At 41.9% G+C, this 23,094-nt stretch carries 23 protein-coding genes; 9 read left to right on the forward strand and 14 right to left on the reverse strand.

Annotated features, from left to right (window positions below; translation table 11 throughout):
* Positions 1 to 12 precede the first annotated feature (12 nt).
* Together KSP24_RS19245 and KSP24_RS19250 are read left to right on the forward strand one after the other, a co-directional pair.
* A complete protein-coding gene (locus KSP24_RS19245; protein ID WP_216976387.1) occupies positions 13 to 783 on the forward strand; it encodes an ANT(4')-I family aminoglycoside nucleotidyltransferase in 771 nt (256 codons plus the stop codon).
* A gap of 438 nt (positions 784 to 1,221) precedes the next feature.
* Positions 1,222 to 1,770 (forward strand): hypothetical protein, encoded by a 549-nt coding sequence (locus KSP24_RS19250; RefSeq protein WP_058829284.1) that lies wholly within the window; start codon positions 1,222 to 1,224, stop codon positions 1,768 to 1,770.
* 105 nt (positions 1,771 to 1,875) lie between these two features.
* On the opposite strand, the gene KSP24_RS19255 is transcribed toward KSP24_RS19250, so the two are convergent.
* Positions 1,876 to 2,259, reverse strand: coding sequence for a DUF423 domain-containing protein (locus KSP24_RS19255; RefSeq protein ID WP_216976282.1), 384 nt, complete (start codon positions 2,257 to 2,259; stop codon positions 1,876 to 1,878).
* A 218-nt stretch (positions 2,260 to 2,477) separates the two neighbouring features.
* Here KSP24_RS19255 and KSP24_RS19260 point away from each other — a divergent pair, with 218 nt between their 5' ends.
* From KSP24_RS19260 to KSP24_RS19270, 3 genes are all read left to right on the forward strand, one after another.
* Positions 2,478 to 2,951, forward strand: coding sequence for a hypothetical protein (locus KSP24_RS19260; protein ID WP_025676418.1), 474 nt, complete (start codon positions 2,478 to 2,480; stop codon positions 2,949 to 2,951).
* A gap of 32 nt (positions 2,952 to 2,983) precedes the next feature.
* Positions 2,984 to 3,835 (forward strand): DegV family protein, encoded by an 852-nt coding sequence (locus tag KSP24_RS19265; RefSeq protein WP_058711795.1) that lies wholly within the window; start codon positions 2,984 to 2,986, stop codon positions 3,833 to 3,835.
* A gap of 155 nt (positions 3,836 to 3,990) precedes the next feature.
* Entirely contained in the window at positions 3,991 to 5,616 is a 1,626-nt protein-coding gene (locus KSP24_RS19270) for an S-layer homology domain-containing protein (RefSeq protein ID WP_040101760.1), read from the forward strand.
* A gap of 70 nt (positions 5,617 to 5,686) precedes the next feature.
* Here KSP24_RS19270 and KSP24_RS19275 read toward each other — a convergent pair whose 3' ends face one another.
* Both KSP24_RS19275 and KSP24_RS19280 read right to left on the reverse strand, forming a co-directional pair.
* Positions 5,687 to 7,276 carry an amidohydrolase gene (locus KSP24_RS19275; RefSeq protein ID WP_216976284.1) on the reverse strand — a complete coding sequence of 530 codons (1,590 nt, stop codon included), beginning with the start codon at positions 7,274 to 7,276 and terminating at the stop codon, positions 5,687 to 5,689.
* Between the two features lie 47 nt (positions 7,277 to 7,323).
* Positions 7,324 to 8,022: a 4'-phosphopantetheinyl transferase family protein gene (locus KSP24_RS19280; protein WP_019686792.1), complete on the reverse strand. Its 699-nt coding sequence runs from the start codon at positions 8,020 to 8,022 to the stop codon at positions 7,324 to 7,326.
* Positions 8,023 to 8,248: 226 nt separating this feature from the next.
* Here KSP24_RS19280 and KSP24_RS19285 point away from each other — a divergent pair, with 226 nt between their 5' ends.
* Positions 8,249 to 9,715 (forward strand): RICIN domain-containing protein, encoded by a 1,467-nt coding sequence (locus tag KSP24_RS19285; RefSeq protein WP_216976286.1) that lies wholly within the window; start codon positions 8,249 to 8,251, stop codon positions 9,713 to 9,715.
* Positions 9,716 to 9,822: 107 nt separating this feature from the next.
* Here KSP24_RS19285 and KSP24_RS19290 read toward each other — a convergent pair whose 3' ends face one another.
* Together KSP24_RS19290 and KSP24_RS19295 are read right to left on the reverse strand one after the other, a co-directional pair.
* Positions 9,823 to 10,338, reverse strand: a complete 516-nt coding sequence (locus tag KSP24_RS19290; RefSeq protein ID WP_014599583.1) for an acyl-CoA thioesterase — start codon at positions 10,336 to 10,338, stop codon at positions 9,823 to 9,825.
* A gap of 99 nt (positions 10,339 to 10,437) precedes the next feature.
* Positions 10,438 to 10,986, reverse strand: a complete 549-nt coding sequence (locus KSP24_RS19295) for a helix-turn-helix domain-containing protein (RefSeq protein WP_017426682.1) — start codon at positions 10,984 to 10,986, stop codon at positions 10,438 to 10,440.
* A 278-nt stretch (positions 10,987 to 11,264) separates the two neighbouring features.
* Between KSP24_RS19295 and KSP24_RS19300 the strand changes: the two genes are divergently transcribed.
* The 3 genes from KSP24_RS19300 (at position 11,265) to KSP24_RS19310 (ending at position 13,900) form a co-directional block, all read left to right on the forward strand.
* Positions 11,265 to 12,503 (forward strand): MFS transporter, encoded by a 1,239-nt coding sequence (locus KSP24_RS19300; RefSeq protein WP_216976287.1) that lies wholly within the window; start codon positions 11,265 to 11,267, stop codon positions 12,501 to 12,503.
* Positions 12,504 to 12,848: 345 nt separating this feature from the next.
* A complete protein-coding gene (locus KSP24_RS19305; RefSeq protein WP_216976288.1) occupies positions 12,849 to 13,574 on the forward strand; it encodes an AzlC family ABC transporter permease in 726 nt (241 codons plus the stop codon).
* Complete coding sequence (locus tag KSP24_RS19310) at positions 13,571 to 13,900, forward strand: AzlD domain-containing protein (protein ID WP_013370173.1); 330 nt, start codon at positions 13,571 to 13,573, stop codon at positions 13,898 to 13,900. Before KSP24_RS19305 ends, KSP24_RS19310 begins: the two co-directional genes overlap by 4 nt.
* A gap of 42 nt (positions 13,901 to 13,942) precedes the next feature.
* Here the strand turns inward: KSP24_RS19310 and KSP24_RS19315 are convergent, their stop codons facing one another.
* The 9 genes from KSP24_RS19315 to KSP24_RS19355 all read right to left on the reverse strand — a co-directional run bounded on the left by KSP24_RS19315 (position 13,943) and on the right by KSP24_RS19355 (position 23,020).
* A complete protein-coding gene (locus KSP24_RS19315; protein WP_216976289.1) occupies positions 13,943 to 15,664 on the reverse strand; it encodes an ABC transporter ATP-binding protein in 1,722 nt (573 codons plus the stop codon).
* Between the two features lie 24 nt (positions 15,665 to 15,688).
* Positions 15,689 to 16,300: a response regulator transcription factor gene (locus KSP24_RS19320; RefSeq protein WP_216976290.1), complete on the reverse strand. Its 612-nt coding sequence runs from the start codon at positions 16,298 to 16,300 to the stop codon at positions 15,689 to 15,691.
* 50 nt (positions 16,301 to 16,350) lie between these two features.
* On the reverse strand, positions 16,351 to 17,130 hold the full coding sequence (locus KSP24_RS19325; RefSeq protein ID WP_064963882.1) for a hypothetical protein: 780 nt from the start codon (positions 17,128 to 17,130) through the stop codon (positions 16,351 to 16,353).
* 217 nt (positions 17,131 to 17,347) lie between these two features.
* Entirely contained in the window at positions 17,348 to 18,649 is a 1,302-nt protein-coding gene (locus tag KSP24_RS19330) for a radical SAM/SPASM domain-containing protein (protein ID WP_216976291.1), read from the reverse strand.
* A 17-nt stretch (positions 18,650 to 18,666) separates the two neighbouring features.
* The gene (locus KSP24_RS19335; protein WP_216976292.1) at positions 18,667 to 19,359 is read right to left on the reverse strand and encodes an ABC transporter ATP-binding protein; all 693 of its coding nucleotides are present in this window, start codon (positions 19,357 to 19,359) and stop codon (positions 18,667 to 18,669) included.
* Between the two features lie 242 nt (positions 19,360 to 19,601).
* Complete coding sequence (locus KSP24_RS19340) at positions 19,602 to 20,336, reverse strand: ABC transporter permease (protein ID WP_013370165.1); 735 nt, start codon at positions 20,334 to 20,336, stop codon at positions 19,602 to 19,604.
* Between the two features lie 14 nt (positions 20,337 to 20,350).
* Positions 20,351 to 21,058: an ABC transporter permease gene (locus KSP24_RS19345; protein ID WP_025676406.1), complete on the reverse strand. Its 708-nt coding sequence runs from the start codon at positions 21,056 to 21,058 to the stop codon at positions 20,351 to 20,353.
* A complete protein-coding gene (locus KSP24_RS19350; RefSeq protein ID WP_013370163.1) occupies positions 21,055 to 21,978 on the reverse strand; it encodes an ABC transporter ATP-binding protein in 924 nt (307 codons plus the stop codon). Before KSP24_RS19350 ends, KSP24_RS19345 begins: the two co-directional genes overlap by 4 nt.
* Positions 21,979 to 22,120: 142 nt before the next feature.
* On the reverse strand, positions 22,121 to 23,020 hold the full coding sequence (locus KSP24_RS19355) for a sensor histidine kinase (protein ID WP_367949360.1): 900 nt from the start codon (positions 23,018 to 23,020) through the stop codon (positions 22,121 to 22,123).
* Between the last annotated feature and the right edge of the window lie 74 nt (positions 23,021 to 23,094).

Below are 23,094 nucleotides of genomic sequence, written 5' to 3' on the forward strand. Positions count from 1 at the left end.
GGAGAATCACTAATGAACATGAATGGACCTATTCACGTTTCTCGAATTGAGAGATTTCAGACTTGCCACGAAATAGCTGCTAGGTTGCATGAGGTATATAGAGACAAAATTTTGGCTATAGGGGTCTATGGATCTGTTGCCAAAGGTACGGACGGCCCTTTCTCAGATATTGAAATGTTTTGTGTATTAAGTGAATCCAACGCTCCTGTAGATTTTAGCCATGAATGGTCGGCGGGTCCCTGGAAAGCTGAGGTGAACGTCTGTAGTTCAGACATTCTTCTGAAAACCGCCTCTACTGTTGAGGGCGACTGGCCGTTAACACATGGACCCTTCTTTTCCCCACTTCGTCTGTATGATCCTAAAGACTTTTTTTCTATATTAAAGGAAGCTGCCGAATCCCCAACAAGGGAAGATTTCAGGCATGCCATCAACGAAGTGCTTGTAGGTGAAATGTATGAGTTTATTGGAAAGCTTAGAAATGTCAGTATAAATGGCCCTCGTACTTTCTTGCCGTACTTGATCATGCAGTTTGCCCAATATGGGGCTATGTTAGTTGGGTTACACAATCAGAAGCTTTTCTCAACGGGCTCAATGGTTCTACCGGAAGCACTGGAACTGTCGAGTCGTCCACAAGGATTTGATCATCTGGTTAAGATGGTCATGTCCGGTGACTTAGCGGAATCCACAAAGATCATTTCAGCCTGTGAAAATTTCTGGAGTGGTCTTGTGAGCTGGGCAGTCGAACATGACTATCATATGAACTCACAACGAATCCCATTTTAATCGGAAATTAAAGTCCGCTTTAATTTCGCTTACTATAATACCCTATTTTCGCTATGCCAAATCCCCCTTTCGTTAAGGGGGATTTTCATTTTTCTTCTGAGCGGATGAGATCCTTTTTACAGACATGTTACGTTATATTTTTTTGTAAAATATTTTAAATTTAAATTACTTGATTTCATTCCCCACCTCGCTTATTCTCGGTATATGCATACTTTGGCTCTATTAATCTTCTCATATACAACCCTTGTTCATGTACACATGCCAGAATGTATATTTCCTGTGTTTTCAGAGAAAATGTAACGCATAGGTCTTTATATAGAGCTAATTTTTGTTAATATCCAATAACAGGGCCCTAGGCCCTATGACAGATTACATTTTAATGATATATTGATAGATACTACAAAAGACTAATTACCCAGGGCTTGGGCTGGAGGATGTATGAAAAAGGAATCAAATCAAGACGAAACTAGTTATTTATTTAATGTTGATGTATTAGTTAAAGGTCGTTCGAACGTAGAGGCCCTTCAGTTCCTGCTTAATCTCTTGAGCCAAAACGAACAAATTGCGGATAGTCGGATTCAATCTGGTATCGAACTTGGCAATTTAATTGAAGCTGCATTATATCTAAAAAAACAGTCGGCTGTTAATAGCCCATCTGATGCAGCCGCTACGCTTGCGGAAAGATTCTCCAAAAAGAAATCAGCCGCAATTCCGAACAAGACACCCGTTGTTCAAGAGATCAAACAATCCCACGTACAGCCAAAGCCTGCAATACAACAAGACCTTAGTACGTACGAATGGATCAAACGCTATATACATGATAATACGCTTGTACGGTTAATTGTGAACCGCTATGGAGGACAGCGCAGCATTCCTTGCCGTATACTCAACCTGGACCATGATAATAACCTGCTGAGTGTGTATCATGTCGATGAGAAGCAAGTATACTCCTTTAAAATGAATGAGATCGACGAAATCACATCATAAGTGTAACATCTCACTAAAACAACTAAGCATGAAAAAAGAGAATCGGTGGAAAAACATTGCGTCTTTCCTGCCGATTCTCTTTTTTAGTATGGACCTATAAGTTTTCTAATCCTCTTTCTTTAGACCAGCAGCAGCCCATGCCAGGAATATCCATCCTGCAATAAAACATACGCCCCCTAATGGGGTGATCGCACCCAGCACACGGATTCCGGTTAAACTTAGCACATACAGACTGCCGGAAAACAAAATGATACCCGTGAACAACAGCCGCGCGGCCCATCTTAAGCGGGTCGAAGGGCCCCATTGTCCGGCAGCCAACGCAATGATCAGCAAACCGACAGCGTGAATCATATGGTATTTCACACCGGTTTCATATATCACCAATGCATCCGCGTCGATCCGTGCTTTTACAATATGCGCTCCGAAGGCTCCAATGGCTACCGCCAACATCATCATTATAGATCCTACCATTATCCATCTTCGTTGCATGTTTTTATACTCCTTTTCACTGTTCCTTTTACCCGAATGTTCTTCTTATTTTATCGGAACAGCATGAAGTTTACCAGCCAGTGTGTGTAAACAAACCGCATACGAAATTCGATGATTAAACCCTGTCTATTGGAGGGTAATGTGTAAAGTGGCTTGCTTTTTTGTTTATTTTGTGGAAAATTAGTACCTGTTCGGACTATGTTCAAGGAGTTGAAAAAATGAGTTACCAAGATCCTAATTTGCAAAAGCCTGCTGCGTCTGAGGAGCACCCTGTTTTTTCAGAAGCTCCTGTGTTTCAGCCTCCGGTCAAGCTCAAGCATTCCGGTCCCGGAATTGCCTCTTTTATTATGTCGCTCGTCAGTCTGATCGGATATATTATCTTGGCTATTATGGTCATTAATCTGATGGCTCATTTCAGCCAATACCAAACAATGAACCCGGAAGTCGCTTTGCAGCAAACCGGAACGATGCTGATTCCCTTTATTTTTTTAGCCAGCCTGCTGCTCAATTGTAGCGGACTTGTGGTCGGGATCATCGGCATTGCGTTAAAAAACCGCAAAAAAACCTTTGCTATTACTGGATTAATCATTAATGCACTCATTATTGTAGGTTTTATTGCACTACTTGCCATCGGTCTTTCGATTCCGAATAGCACAGCGGATATTTATCCTTCCTCTGTGCAGTCTTTATGATTTTTCTTCATCTCACAGAGAGGATTTAATGTATGAATAAAATTAAAATTTTTGCAGACAGTACCAGTGATGTTCCTGCCCACTGGCGTCAACAGTACGAGATTAGCATTGTACCATTGTATACAGTATTTGGTGATGAAGCATTGCAAGATGGGGTGAACATTCACCCGGAACAATTATTTCAGCGTGTCAGCCGCGAGGGAAGCTTACCTCGTACCGCCGCACCTTCTCCGGCAGATTTTATTCAAGCCTTTACGCCCTACATAGAACAAGGAGATGACATTTTATATATCAGTCTGTCCTCCGAGCTATCATCGACATACCAGAATGCGCTGCTCGCTGCCTCCGAATTTCCAGAAGGTCGCATTACGGTTTTTGATTCCCTAAATTTGTCGTGCGGTTTTGGCCTGCTTGTGATGAAAGCTGCTCGCGCGGCAGCAAACGGTAGTACGATAGAGCAGATTGTAGACATGTTGACGGCAACCAGACCGCTAATCGACACGGAATTTGTGATTGATACACTCGAATACCTATATAAAGGCGGAAGATGCTCAGGCATGCAAAACCTGATCGGCAGTCTGCTCAAAATTCGTCCGGTAATCAAAGTGATTGACGGAAAAATGACGCCCGCCTACAAGGTTCGCGGCAAACGTGAAAAAGCACTGGAACAAATGCTACAAAATGCCCTGAACCATCGGGATTTGATGGATAACGATATGATTATTGTCGTGCACGCTTTGGCTGAGGAAGATGCGCTGATGCTGCAAGCACGTCTGAAAGAGGAAACAAACGCACAAGAGGTACTGCTAACAACAGCAGGCTGTGTTATATCCAGTCATTGTGGTCCACAAACGATCGGTATTATGTATAGCAAAAAAGCATAGTTTATCCAATATCAAACCTGTTACCCATTGGTAGCGGGTTTTTTGGTATTTTTCCAGCAATTTAGCAATGAATAACTTTCCTCTTTTTGATAGTATTATTCGTCGAGTAACAATATATACACTTACAATCTATCATAAAAAGAAGGTTATTGGGGATGAGTTCCAAACGATCGCGTTGGCTAACCAGGTTTACTCTATCGGCAACTACAGCCATTACAATATTCACAACATTCACTTCATACTTAGCTGCCCCGGCAGCAGCATCCGGCGTAGCTTTTCGGGATATTGCACACAGCTACGCCTATCAGTCTATTATTTCCCTGCATGCTAAAGGAATTTTGAATGGTACACAACCTGGTTACTTTTCTCCTAAAAAGGCTGTTACCAGAGCTGAATGGGTTACCGCATTGGACCGTACACTCGGGCTAGAACCTGTACAAGCAGTTGTTTCCTCCTATCGGGATGTTCCCAAACAGGCGTGGTACTACGGTTGGATTGAGGCGGCTTCGCAGCTTGATATCGTACAGGGAGGTTCTTCCGCTACATTTCAACCCAATAGTCCTATAACCCGACAAGAAGCAGCCTTAATGATTGCACGTCTCATCCGCTCTTCGGGCGGATCAGGCGGCACCACATCCTCTTTCACAGATCGTGACGAAATTGCAGATTGGGCTCTTGAAGGGGTAACCACCGTGAATCGTTACGGCTTTATGAAAGGTGAAAACAACTATTTTCGCCCGGCATCTTCTCTCACTCGTGAAGAAACAGCGGTATTATTGGAGCGGCTGCTAACGTATTCAGCACAGCATGCTCGCCAAGCTGCTTCCACTACTTCTTCCATTCGATTAGGCTGGCAATATGACCAAACCGTTCAGCAGTTTGAAAATACGGTGCTTCAATCCAACATCAACACCCTCTCACCACGCTGGTTTTTTCTGAACGAAACAGGCAGTATCAGCGATTACACCAATTCTTCGCTGCTTACCTGGTCCAAACAGCATCAAAAAAAAATCTGGGCTATGGTAGGCAACCGCTCCAATCTGGCGCTAACGCACCAAATTCTGTCCAGTGAGGTTCTACGGGCTACAACCATAACTCAACTTGCCAATGCTGTGTCTGTACATGGTTTGGACGGGCTTGTCATTGATTTTGAAAATGTAGATGGTCAGGATCGTGCCTACCTTACATTGTTCGTCCAACAATTAAAGGCTAAGTTGAAAAGTCAAAATGCGGTACTGGCGCTTTGTGTATCTCCTGATTACGGAACGGACTGGACTGCCGCTTTTGATTATCAAAAGCTTGGCGCTGCGGCAGACTATCTCATCCTGATGGGATATGACGAGCATTGGGGAGGGAGCTCGATCCCCGGCTCCGTGTCCTCACTGCCATGGCTGCGTGAAAGCGTGCGGCGCTTTGTACAAACCACCGATCCGGAGAAAGCGATTTTGGCATTGCCCTTATTTACACGGAATTGGACACTTAACGCTAGCGGACAGTCAATCGCTTCCTCTGATATTTCATTAGACCAGCAAAATCAGCTAGTATCCCGTATCTCTTCCAAACCGATCTGGAACGAGGATATTCAGCAGTATACCGTATCATACAAAGATACTCAGCTTCATAAGCTATGGCTGGAAGAAGGGCGATCCTTTACTCGTAAGTACCGCTTGGGCCAGGATGAAGGATTTGCTGGTTTCGCCTACTGGTATTCAGGCGGCGCAAGCTCTGATCTGTGGTCCAGTGTGAAAAATGCGGACCGCTTTATACAGCGTGGCTTGTAAAAGTTAAAAGCCTTCAACCTCACGTAAAAAGTGAAGTTGAAGGCTTTTGCCATACATACGTATCACCAGCCTACGACCGATATGCAACTTGCCCGTTCACAACGGTCATCCGTACCTTAACATCCAGTAAAGCCTGGTGACTTTCCGATACATCGCGGTCAATAACGGTAAAGTCAGCAGCTTTGCCTTCAGCGATTGTCCCTCTTTCATTAGCTTCCCCAGCGGCTACTGCGCTTCCCATAGTAAACAGATGAAGGGCTTCGTGAACATCCAGCTTCTCAGCTGGAAGATAACCTTCATGCATTTCTTCCGGCTTGGCGCGAGTCACTGCCGCATGTATACCCAGAAATGGGTTTAGCGGCTCGATCGGCGCATCACTGCCTCCAGCGCACGGAATGCCTGCTTGCAGCAGCTTTTTCCAGGCATACAAATATTCGCTCCGTTCTTTCCCTACCCGATCCAGCACCCAGGGAAAGTCACTGGCGACAAAACGAGGCTGGATGTCCGCAATCAGCGGCAACTTCGCCATTCTTTTGACCAAATCAGCCCTTAGCACTTGCCCATGAATCAGACGATCCGGCAACCCGCTTTCCTTCGTTGGTCCATGAGCCTCCATCGCTGTCAAAATCATATGCGCCGCTTCATCTCCGATGGCATGTACAGCCACTGGAAAGCCTGCGGCTCTGGCTGCTGCCACCATCTGATTTAGCTCTGGCTGTGGTTGGATGGCCATTCCACACGTATGTGGAGCATCACTATAAGGTTCGGATAATAAAGCCGTTCTTCCACCAATAGCGCCATCAGCAAACATTTTAATCGCACCGATTTTGAACCACTCATTTCCGGTACCTGCACGCAGCTCCTGTACTTTCACTTCTTCCATAAATGGATGATAGATGAGCTGGTGTGTGCGAAATGCAAGACCTTCTTCTCTCAGCTCTCTGTAAATTCGCTGCATTGTCTCCACGCTGCCCAAAAAACGTAAATCCTCCGTATGCGCAGCAGTCAGCCCCAGCCGTAGCGCATCCAGACAAGCTCGCCGGATCGTATCCTTCTTCACCGAATAATCCGGCTCTGGCTGCACGCTTGTAAAGGCAAAGGATGCTTCCTCATAAATTAATCCATTTAATCGACCCTCTGCGTCCCGTCCATAGGCTCCTGAAGCCGGATCAGGGGTGTTCTCGTGAATACCTGCACGCCGAAACGCCTCTGAATTGGCCAAAAATGTATGAAAGCACGTACGGGTCAGATATACCGGGTGCTGATCTGTAATGGCGTCTAGCTCAGCTATATGCGGAATTTCAACAGGAATAAACTCATTTTCGTTCCAATTAAGTCCTAAAATCCACTCTCCCGGCGGTGTTACAGCGACCCGCTTGCGCAGCATAGCCAGCATCTCGTCCTTGGAAGTAGCTGATGTGAAATCCAGCATAGCCAGCTTCATACCATGCATAGACAAATGCATATGGGCATCGGTTAAGCCCGGCAGTACATTGGCACCCTCCCAATCCACCGTCTCGTACTCCTTACCGGACAACTGCAATTCAAGCTCCCGGGCATATCCAATGGCCTGTATGCGGCCATGCTGTACAACGATGGAGTCTCCTTTGGAAGCCCAGTCCCCATATAACCTGCCGTGCTTGAACAAAACGAATGTCAACGCCACTCATCTCCTTTTCTCCAACTATATGCTTGATCTGCTGCATATTACGCCAAGGTTGCCACTTCCAAACGTAGTGTATTTATATCTACCTGCTGTACCTCCTGCGCAAAGTGATCATGAGCTGCACAGACAGCCATTTTATAATCTGGGTCTAGCTCATACTGCTTAAAATGACAATACTCAGTAGTAAAGCCCTCTGTCGTGAAACCTATAGACGGTCGTGCTTCCAACTCGAATGAAAAAGACTTTAACGGCAGCGTCAGCCCCTGCCCTTCGGCCTTCACAAAACTTTCCTTGAGCGTCCAAAGATCGTAAAAATAGGATAAACGACTCTCTGCATCCTGCTGCATTAATGCATCGTACTCTGTGTCTGAAAAGCATACCCTGCCTACCTCAAAATCAATAGGACGGAGCTGTTCAATGTCAATACCAAGCGGGTGATCATCAATGGCGCATACTACCCATTTTCCCGAATGGGAAACATTAAAATGGAATGCCGGCGCATTCAACAAGGAGGGCTTGCCAAAAGCATTGTATGTAAACTGAAGGCTGGCATTTGGTATTTTTAATTGCCGACAAACCAACCACCTTAACAGCACATCGGCGTATAACCCCCTCAAAGCGTCTTCTCGATGTAAAAAACGATCCAACTTGTGCTGTTTTTCCAGTGAAACCTGATTTACCAGTAATTCATAATGTTCCTCAGCCTCCGGCTTGCTTGTATCAATCGCGTATATTTCCATGGTCGCCTCCTGTATACCTAATGGATATTAGCCAGTTTGTAACACTCACCAGTCGATTGAAGTCTGTTAAATTAGGATGACACTTGCCATATACATGGTCAATATACTACTCTAGCACTTTCAATTCAATATGGATACAATTGGGATAAGCAGCTCTATCAAAACTACTTCATAGACCCTATTAATGAAAGCGCTTTAAAATAACCATACAGAGGAGGACGAAACAATGAAATATGATTTTGCCCGCTTGCTGTGTATTATGCTCACTATTTTGCTTTCGTTAAGCATTTTTCAGATGTTTTCACCTAAGATCGCTTCAGCTGCTTCAGCGAATGTAGTAAATGGCATTCAGTTTAAAGATACAGATGGAAACGTGGTCCATGCCCATGGGGGCGGGATGATTAAAGTGGACGGTTATTATTATTGGTTTGGTGAAAATCGTAATCCGAACGGAACATTCAAGGCGGTCTCCGCCTATCGTTCCTCTGATTTAAAAAATTGGGAGTTTCGTAAAAACGTGCTGACCAGCAGTTCGGCCGCAGAGCTGAATGTATCGAATATTGAACGTCCGAAAGTGATTTACAACGAAAAAACACGCAAATACGTATTATGGATGCACAAGGAAAACGGGATTAATTACAACGAAGCCCGAGTGGCAGTTGCCTCATCCGATACCGTAGACGGCGATTATACGTATCAGGGCAGCTTCCGTCCGCTGGATTATGATTCGCGCGATATGACCGTATACAACGATAACGGTACTGCATACCTGATTTCGGCTACCCGTGTAAACGCGGATCTGAACGTTTATCGTCTGACACCGGATTTCCTTCAAGTTGAATCGCTGGTGACTACACTTTGGCCAGGACAATATCGTGAAGCTCCAGCGATGTTCAAAAAAGGAGACGTCTACTTCCTGATTACATCCGGGGCAACCGGCTGGAATCCCAATCAGGCCAAGTATGCTACCGCATCCAGCATTGAAGGAACTTGGAGCAATACGATGAACTTCGGGGATAGTACAACCTATGGTTCACAGTCGGCCTACGTCATTCCTGTTGAAGGTACGCAGACGACCTCGTATCTGTATTTGGGCGACCGTTGGGCTGGGGCGTGGAGTGGTCCTGTGCAGGATTCTCAATATGTATGGCTGCCGCTGCGTTTTCCAACCGCGACCTCATTAGCTATGGATTGGTTCGACAGCATTAATATTGATACCGCCAGTGGTGTGGTGGAGGGCGTAACTACGCCGATGGTCATCGACCCGGATAGTTATTATCAGCTGGTAAGCCGCAAGAGCAACAAGTCGCTAGGCATCATTGGCAATGCGACGACAGACGGAGCAGATTTAGAGCAGCGTGCGAATTCCGGAGCGCCAAGCCAGCAATGGCAGCTTAAGGATGCAGGCGGCGGATATTATAAAATTGTGAATCGGAACAGCGGGAAGCTGATTGGTGTTGAAAGCGGTGCTACATCGGACGGCGCAGTTATTGAACAGTGGAATGATGGAGGCTGGTCCAGCCAGCATTGGCAGCTCGTATCCGTAACCGGAGGCTATTATAAGCTGAAAAATCGGGCAACGGGCAAGCTAATCGACATTTCCGAAGGTGCCACTGCCGATGGAGCCAAAGCCATTCAATGGGGCGATAATGGCGGGACGAACCAGCATTTCCGTGTAGTCAAAGTGGAATAGCTCAGATCCTTATCAAAAGGAGCCGTCATCCGAACAGATCGTAGTGATCTCTAACGGAAAACGGCTCCTTTTTATGCTAAAACGGTAAAATGGGGATGTCTAGTACACTACACTTCCCACGGAAAATCTGTCGTCAGAAAACTAGCCAGCTGCTTGCTTTCTTCCCTCCGCTGACGCCGTATGGCTGCGCGCGATGGAGCCGTCTGGTGTAATTGTATTTGCTCCTCTGTTTCCGGAATCACCTGTGGGACGGTCACTTTACGATTGTTCTCGTCCAATGCCACAAAGGTCAGGAAGGCGGTAGCTGCAATTTTGCGATCACCAGTCATCAATCCCTCGCGAATCACTTTTACGAACACCTCCATCGAGCTGCGGCCTGTCCAAGTTACGAACGCTTCCAGCGTGACAGAATCGCTCGGGTGGATAGGCAGCAAAAAATCTACCGAATCCGTCGAGGCTGTTACTGTGTTCGTACGGCACAGCTTGGCGGCAGCAATAGATGCGATATCGTCGATATATGACATCAATCGGCCTCCAAAGAGCGTGTTATGATTGTTGATATCGTTGGGAAATACTCGGGACGTCTTAAAGCAGTAGGTTTCTCGGATGTACTTGCTTTCCATGGGTTCTTTCCTCTCTTTTCCTCGTTGCTCTCTTTTTATATCTCAGGATTTTGCAGAATCCTGTGTGGAAGTCTGTTGTAGACTATGTTAATCATCCCACTAATCCGCATAATAAATCAATACATAAAAATCGGCATCCTCATCTGAATCATTACGATAGGTATGGATATCAGATCCTTGAAATTGTACGGCGTCCCCTGCACTCAGTTGGAGCTGTTGCCCCTGCATTTCAAAGTACATTTCCCCACGGATCATGAGAATCGTTTCCTCTCCCAGATGCTCTTCTGCCTTGTGTGTAAAGCCTGGCTTCAGACTTACCGTGAATACCTCGAACTTCTTTTCCGAGTGATACGGGAAGACAGGGTAAACAAAATAGTTACCGTCCTCATCAATAACTGGATGCAAATCTGCTCTCCGAATCTTCGTGATTTGCGGCGGGTCTTCTTTAAGAAAGGTCGAGAAGGATACGTGCAAGCCGTTCGCAATCTTCCAAAGCGTGGTTACCGTAGGATTGGATTTTCCCTTCTCAATTTGAGCCAACATCCCTTTGCTAACCCCTGTCAGTTCAGCCACCTTATCCAAACTAAGTCCTCTAGTCTTCCTGATTTGAGCCAAATTAGAACCAATAATATATTGCATTGAATCCACCGAATTATACCTCCTCATATCCAAAAGTCTATATATGAAGAATACACAAAAGTACCCGCTGTAGCTACAATTACTCTATTATGGTCAGGTTCCTCGTTTACTTCAACATGCCAATTAAAACATTGACATTGAATATAAATGTCCTTAAACTTCACTTATTAAAATATTTTTCAAAACTATTGTAATATCTTGAAAGGGGTTGCTATCCTATGTCTTTTCCGTCCCTGAACACCCAACAGGTGAGAAAATCAACGTTAACTATCTAGGAGGGACTAAATTTGAATCCGCAAACCCGCAAGTCCCGCCACATGTACACGATGCAGCTGGCGACAATTTTTATTGGCTTTATTGTATTTGGTATCTCGGAAAATATTAAAGGCCCTGCCATTCCACGCATTCAATTCGACTTCAATCTGGATGAACAGCAGCTCGGAACATTGTTGTCTCTAAACGCACTTGGGTATTTGATTGCCTGCTCGTTCACCGCCGTCCTTGTCCGTAAGTGGGGAATCAAGGCGGTCAGCATTATTTCCTTTGCTTCCATGATCATCTCAGGAGTGTTCATTTACCTGTCGCACACGTATCCATTCTTCGCCTCGTCCTACTTCTTGATGTATATCGGGAACGGCATGCTGGAGATTGCACTCGCAATTTTGGGGGCGAGGATTTTTGTAAAAAATACCGGCACGATGATGAATTTGTCCCACTTTTTCTATGGGCTTAGCTCAACAGTCGCCCCTTTGCTGGCGACGGGAGTCATGTCACTGACGGTATTTGGACATACGCTGGACTGGCGAGGGATGTATCTGGCTATGTTGTCGCTCTGTCTGCTGCCGATTGTGGCCGCGCTGCTCAGCACCTTCCCGGGAGACGATCTGCAGCATGAGGAACGGACCTCACTCAAGACCCTAACCCGCGATCCGGCACTCTGGATGATGGTAATGATCCTGTCGTTTGGAGTAGTCTCCGAGCTCGCAGTTGGAGGCTGGCTAGTTAATTTTTTAGAGAAAGCGTATTCATGGAGTACAGTAAAGGCGTCCAGCATGCTCTCCGCGTTCTTTCTTACCTTCTCGTTGGGGCGCCTGTTGCTTGGTCCGCTCACAGACCGAATGGGGTTTGTGTTTTCGACGATTTTATTCTCCGCCTTCTCAGCGATATGTTCGTTCGCAGCAATCGCGGGTGGGGAGAGACTGGCGTTTCTCTTTGCCGCATCGGGTGCAGGCATTGCAATGATCTATCCGACCGTGATGGCGTTCATTGCACGGAGATATCCTAAGGACAGTGATACAGCTATTACGTTCGTCGTCACGCTGATGGGCATAGGTAGTGTCATTGGCAACTATGTGATCGGCTGGGTAATCGAAGGAGTCAAGATAGTCTACGGCGCAACCACTGAGCTTGGCATACTGCGCGGGCTTCAGGCGGGATATGGAGTTATTGGCCTATGCGCAGCCATCTGCGCGGTCTCGGGCATTATTCTCTACGGATATCTGAAAAAACGGCAGGAGCTTATATAAGCCACCACTTTAGGGTTGTCCCATAAGTCATGAACTGACTGGGGCGCCCTTTTTTTACGAACTCCCCATTCAGTCAAAACAGTCCTTGTATGAACACATTCGAGCTGCTTTGACTAATCATCAGCCTTTGTCCGTTTGCCATTTTGAAGGGCTCAAGGGCAATTCTCCTGTAGTCTACTTTATTAGACTGTTTCTGATGAGAAGAGTGTAGCCGAGAGCGTACAATAAGACTACGTGTTCGCTATAGATAATATTCAATATAACATACAAAAGTATAATATATTGATACTTTACAACTTCCGTTATATACTATTATAAAATTTATACACTGGGGGTAAGGTTGAAATGTCCATAGCTTCGGAGTTGAGTGGAACAAAGCACGATTCACTCAGCTTTTTACAAGGGGTTAAAGATTGTATTCCTACACTGCTTGGTTATGTATGTATTGGATTCGCGGCAGGCATTGTGGGCGCTTCATCAGGGGTTAGCACCATGGAAATTGGTCTGATGTCAGCGCTTGTATACGCAGGCGCCTCCCAGTTTATTATTTGCTCGATGCTGGCTGCAGCCAGTCCTCCATCTGTCATTATTTTAACGACATTTATTGTGAACGCCCGCCACCTGCTGTTAAGTGCATCATTGGCTCCTTACTTTTCTAAATATTCACTGTGGAAAAACATAGGCATCGGTATCCTTTTAACGGATGAATCCTTTGGGGTAACGTCGGATAAATTGGCTAAAGGCGGGCAGGTCAGTGACCGCTGGATGAACGGACTTAATATTACAGCTTATCTCGCTTGGATTGCTTCCTGTGTGGCTGGTGGAGTGCTCGGGAATTGGATTTCCCAGCCGGAAGCTTTTGGTCTGGACTTTGCCTTACCTGCAATGTTTCTGGCCCTACTCATTTCCCAGCTCCAAAGTGTCCAGACCTCCAAACTCAAGCATCGCCTGCTGCTTGTGCTATGTATGGCCGTTCTAATGTACCTTTTATCCTGGTGGGTGCCATCACATATCGCCGTCATTGTAGCGACCATGATCACCGCAACGATTGGAGTGTTAACCGACAAATGAATATTAATCCCAATGTGCTATATATCATTATCGGTGCGATGATTGTCACAGCCATCCCAAGGATCATTCCCTTTGTCGTGCTGCAAAAACTGACGCTACCCAAGCCCGTGTTGCAGTGGCTGTCCTACATCCCCATTTGCATTTTCACGGCACTGGTCATGGAAAATCTGCTCGTACGAACCGAAACCTCGGTCACTCTTAATGGGCAAGTGCTTATAGCGGTCCTTCCTACGCTGGTGACCGCTTTGTGGAGTAAAAATTTGCTGGCTACTGTGCTTGTCGGTATTGTGAGTATGGCTGTAGTTCGACTTTTGTGGATGGGGTAGACCAAAAAAGGGTGTAGAACTAACTATAGTTAAATCGTGAAATCAAGTATATATAGGTTGTGTCTGATTTATTGAAGAATCATTTACAAATTTATATAAATGATAAAAATAACCTTTATTCTCTATTAAATAATCAAAGGAACCTTCTTCTATTACTCTTCCATCTGACATAACAAATATCCTATCATATTGCTGCAATGCAGCTTTAGACAAACGATGCGTTACTACCAAACATGTAATAGTTTCGAGACCTAATATCACCTCTTCAATGGCATTCGCCGTTTCACTATCCAAAGATGAAGTTGCTTCATCAAGGAGTAATAACGGTGTTTGCCTAATTAAGGTTCTGGCAATCGCAATTCTTTGTTTTTCTCCCCCTGATAGCCTCCCTCCTTTTTCACCAATCTGTGTGTCCAAACCATAAGGCAATTTATCGATTAGTTTATTAAGCCCAGAGGCACTTATCACATTGGATAGAATCTCATCTTGGAACGATTGATACATTGTAATATTTTCTTTAATACTGCTATCGAATAAAAAAACGTCTTGCTGCACAACCGATTCTAACCGACACCAATCCTCAGCAGATATGAACTTTAAATCCAAATCATCTACATAAATAATTCCATCATAATCATCATATTGTTTCATTAGGAGCTTAAGCAAAGTAGACTTCCCAGACCCGCTAGGCCCTACAAGGGCATATTTTCCCCCTTTATTCAAAACCATGTTAATATCATGTAAATTTGGGTGATTTCGGGCATAACCAAAGCTCACATTTGTAAAACGAACAGAGTGTTCTATTGATGTTTTTTTTATATATTGGTTACCATCCTGATCTTCGTGTAAAATTTCTAATATTTTAGCCGAAATATCACGCAATGCCCTAATTTGAGTTATGTATTGAATACTCATATATACTGGATTGACAACTTTATTAGTCAACTGTACACAAGCGATCATAGTACCTAGTGTGATAGCTCCTCGAATAGATAAAAAACTGCCAACAAGAAATACAGAGATAAACATTACTCCTCCAAATACATCGCTCAATGAGCTTACATAAGCATTTAATTTAAAAAATAAATACTTATTATTTTCAACGACCGTATTATTAAAACGAAATTGCTGCTCCACATGTTGCTCTACTCCATAGCTTTTAATAACAGCAAATCCAGAAAAAATATCATTTATTTTTATCGTAAATTTTTCTAAAGCATCTGCAATATTTCGTTTTCTGGCTCGGATTTTTTTTTCAAAAATACGTGGAATTAAAATGGATATTAGTGTAAGTAAAAGTAATATAACAACAATACTAGGACTCAAAACAAACATAGCAAAAAGAGCCGCCAAAAACGAAACTCCTGTGCTGGTCAAAGAAAATATATTTTTCAAGTAATCATCCTCAATCATTTTAATATCATTATTCATGATCGAAATGTACTTTGCACTATGGTTTGAAGTAAACTGAGAATGGTCTTTATATAGAATATGTTGGAAAACAATCTCTTTTAAAAACAACACCGTCTTACAGAGATAAGAAGATTGCGATAAATTGGAAAACATTTTTACGAGAGAGTTAATTATAATAAAGCCTATTGCAATTAAGGAAGTTTCAATAAACTGCTTTTCCCCCTGCGATGTGGCGGTGTCTATTAAACTTTTGAATATAAAGGCTAGATAAATATCGAGCAAACTAGCGAGACCGATCATAAAAATGACTACAAAAAACCTATATTTATATTTAAATAGAAATAAAGTCATTTTCCTTCCTCCAGAAAAAGGTATTCACACATGAATTATTCCTTTAGACTTAGCTGCCATTACTGCCTCAGTTCTTGTATGAACGTTGAATTTACTAAATATATGTGTCAAATGATATTCGACTGTCCTCTGGCTAACATATAAAAGGGCTGCTAGCTCTTTGTTGCTTTTTCCTAATGATAACCCTTCTAGAATTGAGCGTTCCTTAGGGCTGATTAATATATCATCATATTCTGGAATGGTATGTAAGCTTCGAAATAATTCCATTGGTAACGTAGCCAATCCATCTAAAGCATTACGAATGGTCCGCATCAATTGTGCCGATGTAGCTGTCTTATACACAATGCCGGAGATACCAAGTTTCAATAACTGCTTTATTTTGGGAGACTTATGGTTTGAAATGCTTATTATTATTGGTCTATCTCTTCTGTATATGGGCTCCAGCTCATCCAAACTAATTAATTCTATATCACAAACTAATAGTTGATAATCCTCAAATATACCTTTTTCAATAAAATCAGTATACGATCTAAAAAAAAATGCATACATGTCCTTTTCCGGCTCAATCCATACTTTGAGTTTGTTTTGCCAAGCCAATTGATTTTCTATGATTACAATGGTATTTATATTGATCATCCCCTTGCCTCCTAGAGCTAAAAATAAAGGCTCACTGAATGTAAGCCAATTTATTTACCATAAATTTCATACCTTTTTGAATTAAATAATAAAGCTGCAAAACTTCCTGAAATTATTGTAACAATTACATTCATTACGACTGAATCCCAATGAATTGTTTCTTTAATGTCGGGAAAGGTTGGACGATTGGAAAAGGTACTTATTGTAAGCATATTGGCGTACTGTTTAAACGATTCTAGTGATGATGTTCCAATGCTCCAATGCCAAGACCCTTTTATAATTAAAGCAAATTGAAAGCCGATTACTGCAATAAAAATAAAGGCAATCAATAGGTGACCTGTTGCTACCTTTTTACTCACCCATTTTGCTAAAGAGATTGCAAACCCCATCAATGAAAGCCCACTTAACATTCCAAAAAACTTTGAGCAAAATAAATATAAAATACCTTCGGAAGGACTAGTTGACTGCACAATGCGCGTTAAGTATAACCCTTGCGGATTAAGAAAAATCTCTATGAGAGTTGCCCCCCATACAACCATAATTCCAATTAAAAATACTATTGATTTAATAAAGAATAGACTTGATGTTTTGAGTGGTAGCATATGATTAAGTGTCATTTTTCCTAAAAAAAACTCATTGTAAAAGTCCATAAATATGTAAATGGGTATCAATATCCCTATAACCATATTGATTAGTAGATAAGAGAATGCTAATTGTTGATGATTATTAACTAAAAAATGAAGACTAAATATACCGCTTAAGATCGTAAGAATTGCAAACACCATAAAATGTCTTTTGATTTCTACTTTAAATATATGAGAAAATAACATATTAAGCCCCTTTTCAATGAAATAGCCGCCTGTTTAGTAAAAAACAGGCGGTAATACAGAAGATTTTGTTTAAACATACAAGACACAAGAATTTTTGTTATCTACAAGACAAAATGCAGGAGTTACAGAGTTCATTACTTTTTGAGGTTTTACAATCCACCGCATTCAACTCACCTCCTTTCAAATATATTAATAGCTATAATTAAATTTTCCAGATTTATTGATGGCGAAAGTTAAACGTAAGCATTTCCTCTAAATTATATTTAAATTCTCTACAAACAGGCTGCTTCTCTTCACTTTCAAATGCTTGCTGAGCGCATCCTCCACCACATAAAGGCAAAACATTACAATCTCTACATTTTTCGAATTTGTAAGGAGAATAATCCATCCATTTGTTAGAATTAAGTTGTTCAATACTAAAATTTTCGCTAATATGTCCAATTAAATAGTTCTTATTTCCAACAGTATTCCAACACTTCTGAATACCTCCATCTGGCTGAATGACCATAGAGTTAGCTGCGATTGCTGCGCAAGCAACCGGTTCATACTGAGGATAGTAAGATATATTCAATCCTTTTTCTAATGCGCTTTCGTATAACTTTATTATTACCTTTGAAAAATCTTTATTCGCATAACAACTGCTGTTGCTGACGCACCCCCCTGCACTATATTCAGTAGTTGCTGAAAAATAAATGCTTACTTTCTCTTTGAAAAGTTGCCTCCCCATATATTCCATATACTCATTCATAAAATGAATATTATCCAAATCCACATTTGTTCTAATCGTAATGTGGATAAATTCACATGATTTATTAATATTTTCTATTATCTTATCAAAAGTGCCTTCTTTATTAGCTAATATCCTTCTTTGATCGTGGCTTTTTTTTGATCCATCTATTGTAATTTGAATTCTTTTAACACCTAATTCTTTCAATTTCTTAGCCCGGTCAGGTGTAAGCAAGTATCCATTACTTACCATAAAATGATCAATGGATATTTTATTTTTATTAGCAATAAAGTTTATACGCTCCATAAGACTGGTTATATTTTTAAATTCAAGTAATGGTTCACCACCTGTCCAATTCACTATGATGCATTTAAAATGTAATTCTTCAATTAACTTTTCTATATAAGTCAGAATTTCATTCTGTATTTTTTGAGAAAAAGCTCTCTTCCCTGATTTAGACGTCAAATTTTCAAAACAATAAGAACATCTAAAATTACAGCTAAAGGTAGGCAAAATAGTTAAGTTCAAGGTCTGATCTTGGTTTCTAAATATTTTAAACTGTTCCTCCATCTGGTCTAGTTCTTTTATGGGCTGAACATATAGGAACTGACCTTGCAGTAATTGTTCTTTCTCTGTACAATGTTCAAGATAGTCCATATCTTTTTGAATAAAGGCATTATACAAATCCTTATGTATTTCACCGAATCCATTCGATAAGCTGTTATAAATTAAATAACTTTCCTCATCCGAATCATTTAATAGCAAATATTCGTTGTAAGATGAAATTTGCAAGATTACTCCTCCTCATCTTAGATCATAGACTTGAATATTTCCTCTATAGACTGTTTATATTCGTCTCTTATATCTCTTACATTTCCTTGTAGCAGTATCTTTCCGTCATTCACAAATGCTACATCAGTAAATAATTTTTCAACATCATTAATTAAGTGAGTACTTATAATAACCGCACTAGTAGGATCAAAGTTATCAAGTATAATTTGTATAATCTTATCCCGTGTAGAAGGATCCACAGCCGCCAATGGTTCATCCAAAATATACAGCGCTGCTTTCCTTGCAAAAGCCAAGGAAATACTTAATCTTTCCTGCATTCCTTTAGATAAAGATTTAATTTTGTCGTTTATATCCAAACCCAATGATTTCACCATTTTGTATGCTAAACCTCGGTTAAAATCGACAAAAGAATGTTCAAAAAAGGCAATAGCTTGCTCGATGGTCATCCACTGGTAAAGAAATTCTCTGTCAGGCAAATAAGAAACGATCTTCTTCGTTTCAACACTAGGTTTCAAACCTTTAATACGAATTTCACCTCTATAATTCCTCAGCAGAGATACGATGAGTTTCATTAATGTCGTTTTCCCCGCTCCATTAGGACCAAGAAGTCCTAAGATAGTTCCAGGCTTTATTGAAAGAGTTAACGAGTCAAGAGCTTTTTTACTACCATACTTCTTTGTAACATTATTACAATTCAATATATAATCCACCAATATACCAACCCCTTATAGAGTATCCTATAATATTATTTAAAACTTTTTTATTTTCACATTTTTTCCAAAAGGAGTGCTCTTTCTTCTATATATTACTATCTGATTTGAAAGTAAACAACGCAATTTTTCCGCAAGATTTTGTCGTTATTTTTGTAATCATTGTTTATTTCAATTAACTTGTCGACTGAAAGGATCACTTAAAACGGATACTTATGAATTACAGCCTCATGATATCCTAGCTACAACCAGTCCCTATTCACAAACATTTTTCTTCCACCATATAGATAGGCTAAAAACGTAAAAAGTACAATCAAACCAAGACTATAAGGCTCGACTCTGGGAGCATAGCTCGCTGTTTGTGGCAACATAATATAATAAGGAATCGTAAAGGGAAACCATGCTCCTATAGAAGAATGAAAGCCTGTCATAACAATATTAGGCACTACACAGCAAATAGCCATTCCTAGTGAAGCTCCGAAATTGCGGATTTTTACCGAAAGCATAAGCTGGAGGGCTGCCAATGGAAGAATTCCGAACCACCCTCCCCATCCGGTAGAAAGAACGAGAGTCCAAGGGATTTCTCCTGGAGCACCTGCTATATACCCACCTGCAAAATATCCTACTATGAATGTAAGCTGATCAAGAAACAGTATGAGAATGAGCAATATATATTTTGCATAATAGATTCGCTGACGGGGATACGGGCTGCTCAATAAAATCTTCCATCCTCCATCTCGATGTTCGTATGCACACAAAAGAGAAGCAATAATTCCACAATAAAGCGGATAAAAAAACATCGAGTGAAAATGCGCCGCATAGGTGTATAACATTAACCAGCTAGGCTCATAAAACTGCTTCAAATCGTTCAGTTCCAGGACTCCCATTAAAGAATTGATAACCGCATCCAATATAATGAGAATCCATACCATGACCCATTGAAGCTTCATCGCTTCCACGCGTAAAATGGATCCCATGCAGATTCCCCTCTCTATTTGAATTCATGCTTTGTAAACTGTAGAGTACCGAGTCCTGTGAAGATGATCCCTGCACATAAAGCAATGACCACCCACATTACGTATTCCTTAATCAGAGGACTTGATAGTGCCGGATACGACCAAGGTAATAATTTAATCCAAAGAATACTTGTTCGTGCCAAAAACAAACTGGCAATAGAACCAAATATGCCAAACGCTAACGGAAATGCCTGATTAGTAAAAAGGGTAGACAACCAAAGTTGAATTGCAAGTACAGGCAGGGTAGCCAAGCTGGCATTAATCGGCTGCAGCAGCATAACTCGCCAAGGAATGGGCTCGTTTGTATACAACACCCAGATGAGACTCATCCCTGCTATCGTGATCAAGGCGGTGCCAAGCTGCAAAATCACGATCCACACTATTTTGGATACATAAATATAGCTTCTAGGAACAGGCATGGCCATCAACTGCTTCCATGTTTGAGTATCGTGCTCTGTACCTGCCATTATGCTTGCCAAAAGTGTACAACCAAGCAACATCACAAATGAGATGAACATAAACATAACGGCAAAACCAGCATAGACCCCGCCTGGCCCCTGGCGAAAGTAGAGATACCATTCCATGGCAGTCATTCCTGTAAGAACACAGCCCTGTATTAGAGGAAGCCACCAGCATATTTTTTTCAGCTTATATCCTTCCGCCTTGATAACTTGGAGTATCATAAGCTTCGCTCCTTACCAGTCAGCTCCAGGAATATTTCCTCCAATGTTTTTTTCTTCTCCCTTACCCGGTAGACGGGGTGATTGTGCTCCACCAACACTTTGATCATCTCCGATGACTGCTCACGGTCTACTATAGGAGTTATGACCTCTTTTTGCTCCATGGATTCAGCTCCGGCAATCCATCCATGCTGCATCAGGGCTCCAGCAGCCTGAACAGGATTTTGGGTTTCAATGAATAATTGAGGCTTGCTTTTGTCTGTAAGTTCTTTCATCGTTCCCTGGAAAATCATTTCCCCTTGATTAATAATCCCTACATAGGTTGCGATCTGTTCGATTTCACTTAATAGATGGCTCGAAACCAATACCGTCATTCCGTAAGCATCAGGCAGGCTCATAATTAACTCCCGAATTTCCTGAATACCGGACGGGTCCAAACCATTCGTCGGTTCATCAAGAATCAACAATTTGGGATCAGCAATCAACGCCATGGCAATTCCTAGCCTTTGTCTCATCCCCAAGGAGTATCCTTTTACCGGACGATACGCATCCTTGCTTAATCTCACCAAATCCAGCACTTTATGAATTTTTCGAGTCGGCAACCCACGCATCGTTGTAACGATTTCTAAATTTCGATATGCGGACAAATGGGCATAATAGGCAGGTGATTCAACCAAAGAACCCACATCTTTTAATATTTCCATGCGATGATCCTTGAGCTTTTTCCCAAAAATCTCAATATCCCCGGATGTGGATTTAATCAGCCCGAGTAGCATACGAATCGTGGTTGTTTTCCCCGCCCCGTTTGGTCCCAAAAATCCGTAAATTTGCTTCCCAGGTACCTGGAGATTTATTTGTTTGACAAATTCCCTTTTTCCAAAACGCCTGGTTAGCTGACGTGTACGTATTACATATTCAGACATTTCCTGCTCTCCTCTCGACTTTTAATGCTGAAGTTAGTTACATACAGTTTACTGAAAGAAAGTTAACATCAAGTAAACAGTTCCTAAACAACAGGCAAAAAAACGAGCGAACTCCAAAATGTGAGGGAGAGATGTTAAAGAGTTACATATTCAGTGGCAACGTAATTTCTATTCTGGTACCCTCTTGACTTCCCGGAAGAATATGAAGCGTTCCGTTATGGGCTTCAATAAAGCTTTTGGCAATAGGTATCCCATGCTCTTTGGAAGGTGTCATCTGTATAAATTCAGTTGGATTCATTCCTATTCCATCATCTTCGATAGAAATATGAAGCTTATCGCTCTCTTTGTTTACTTCCATTGAAACATGTGTACCTGGAGGATTATGAATGATTGCATTCATCAAAAAATTTTTCAACGCTCTACCTAATAATTTACTATCGAAGGGCACGACACATACTGCCTCCAATGGCATAAAAGAAAATTCGTACTGCTCGGCCGAAGGATGGTTAGCGATATCTATGACCGTATTGCGTAGAAACTCCACAATGTCCTCCTTCTTTAACTGGATCGGCAAGGCACCCTCCTTGAGCTGCATAGAAGCATTCAAATCCTGAATCAACTGCTTCATTTCCGTCACTTTCTCACTGATAGCCATACTAAAGCTTCTTTTTTCTTCCTCGGACCAATCATACTCTTGAGCAGTCAGCATGGCTGCATATCCTTCAATATAAGATAAAGGTGTTTTGAGATCATGGCTTACACCTGCTACCCACTGCTGTTTTCGCTTTTCTATTTCCATTCTCTCTTCCTCATTGCTGCGCAATTGAGCAGATAAGATGTTCATTTGTTCAAAAACTTCTTTATACAATTGATACGGAGGCTTATAATTATTGCTCTGATTTTTTTTGCGCTCTGGCAGTTCTAGCTCACTTAGCGGCGCTTGGAATTCCCCTGTTGCTATATTTCCAATCCATTTAATTACATACACCAAGGGTTTGCCTATATACCATCCATAGACAGCTATGAACACAATGCTCTGCACGATTCCAAGTCCTATCCAGAAGAGATCAATATTCATATTATGAGATGTACCAAATGTACTTTTTATAAAAATAT

This window comes from Paenibacillus sp. AK121, assembly GCF_019042715.1.
GTDB lineage: Bacteria > Bacillota > Bacilli > Paenibacillales > Paenibacillaceae > Paenibacillus > Paenibacillus polymyxa_C.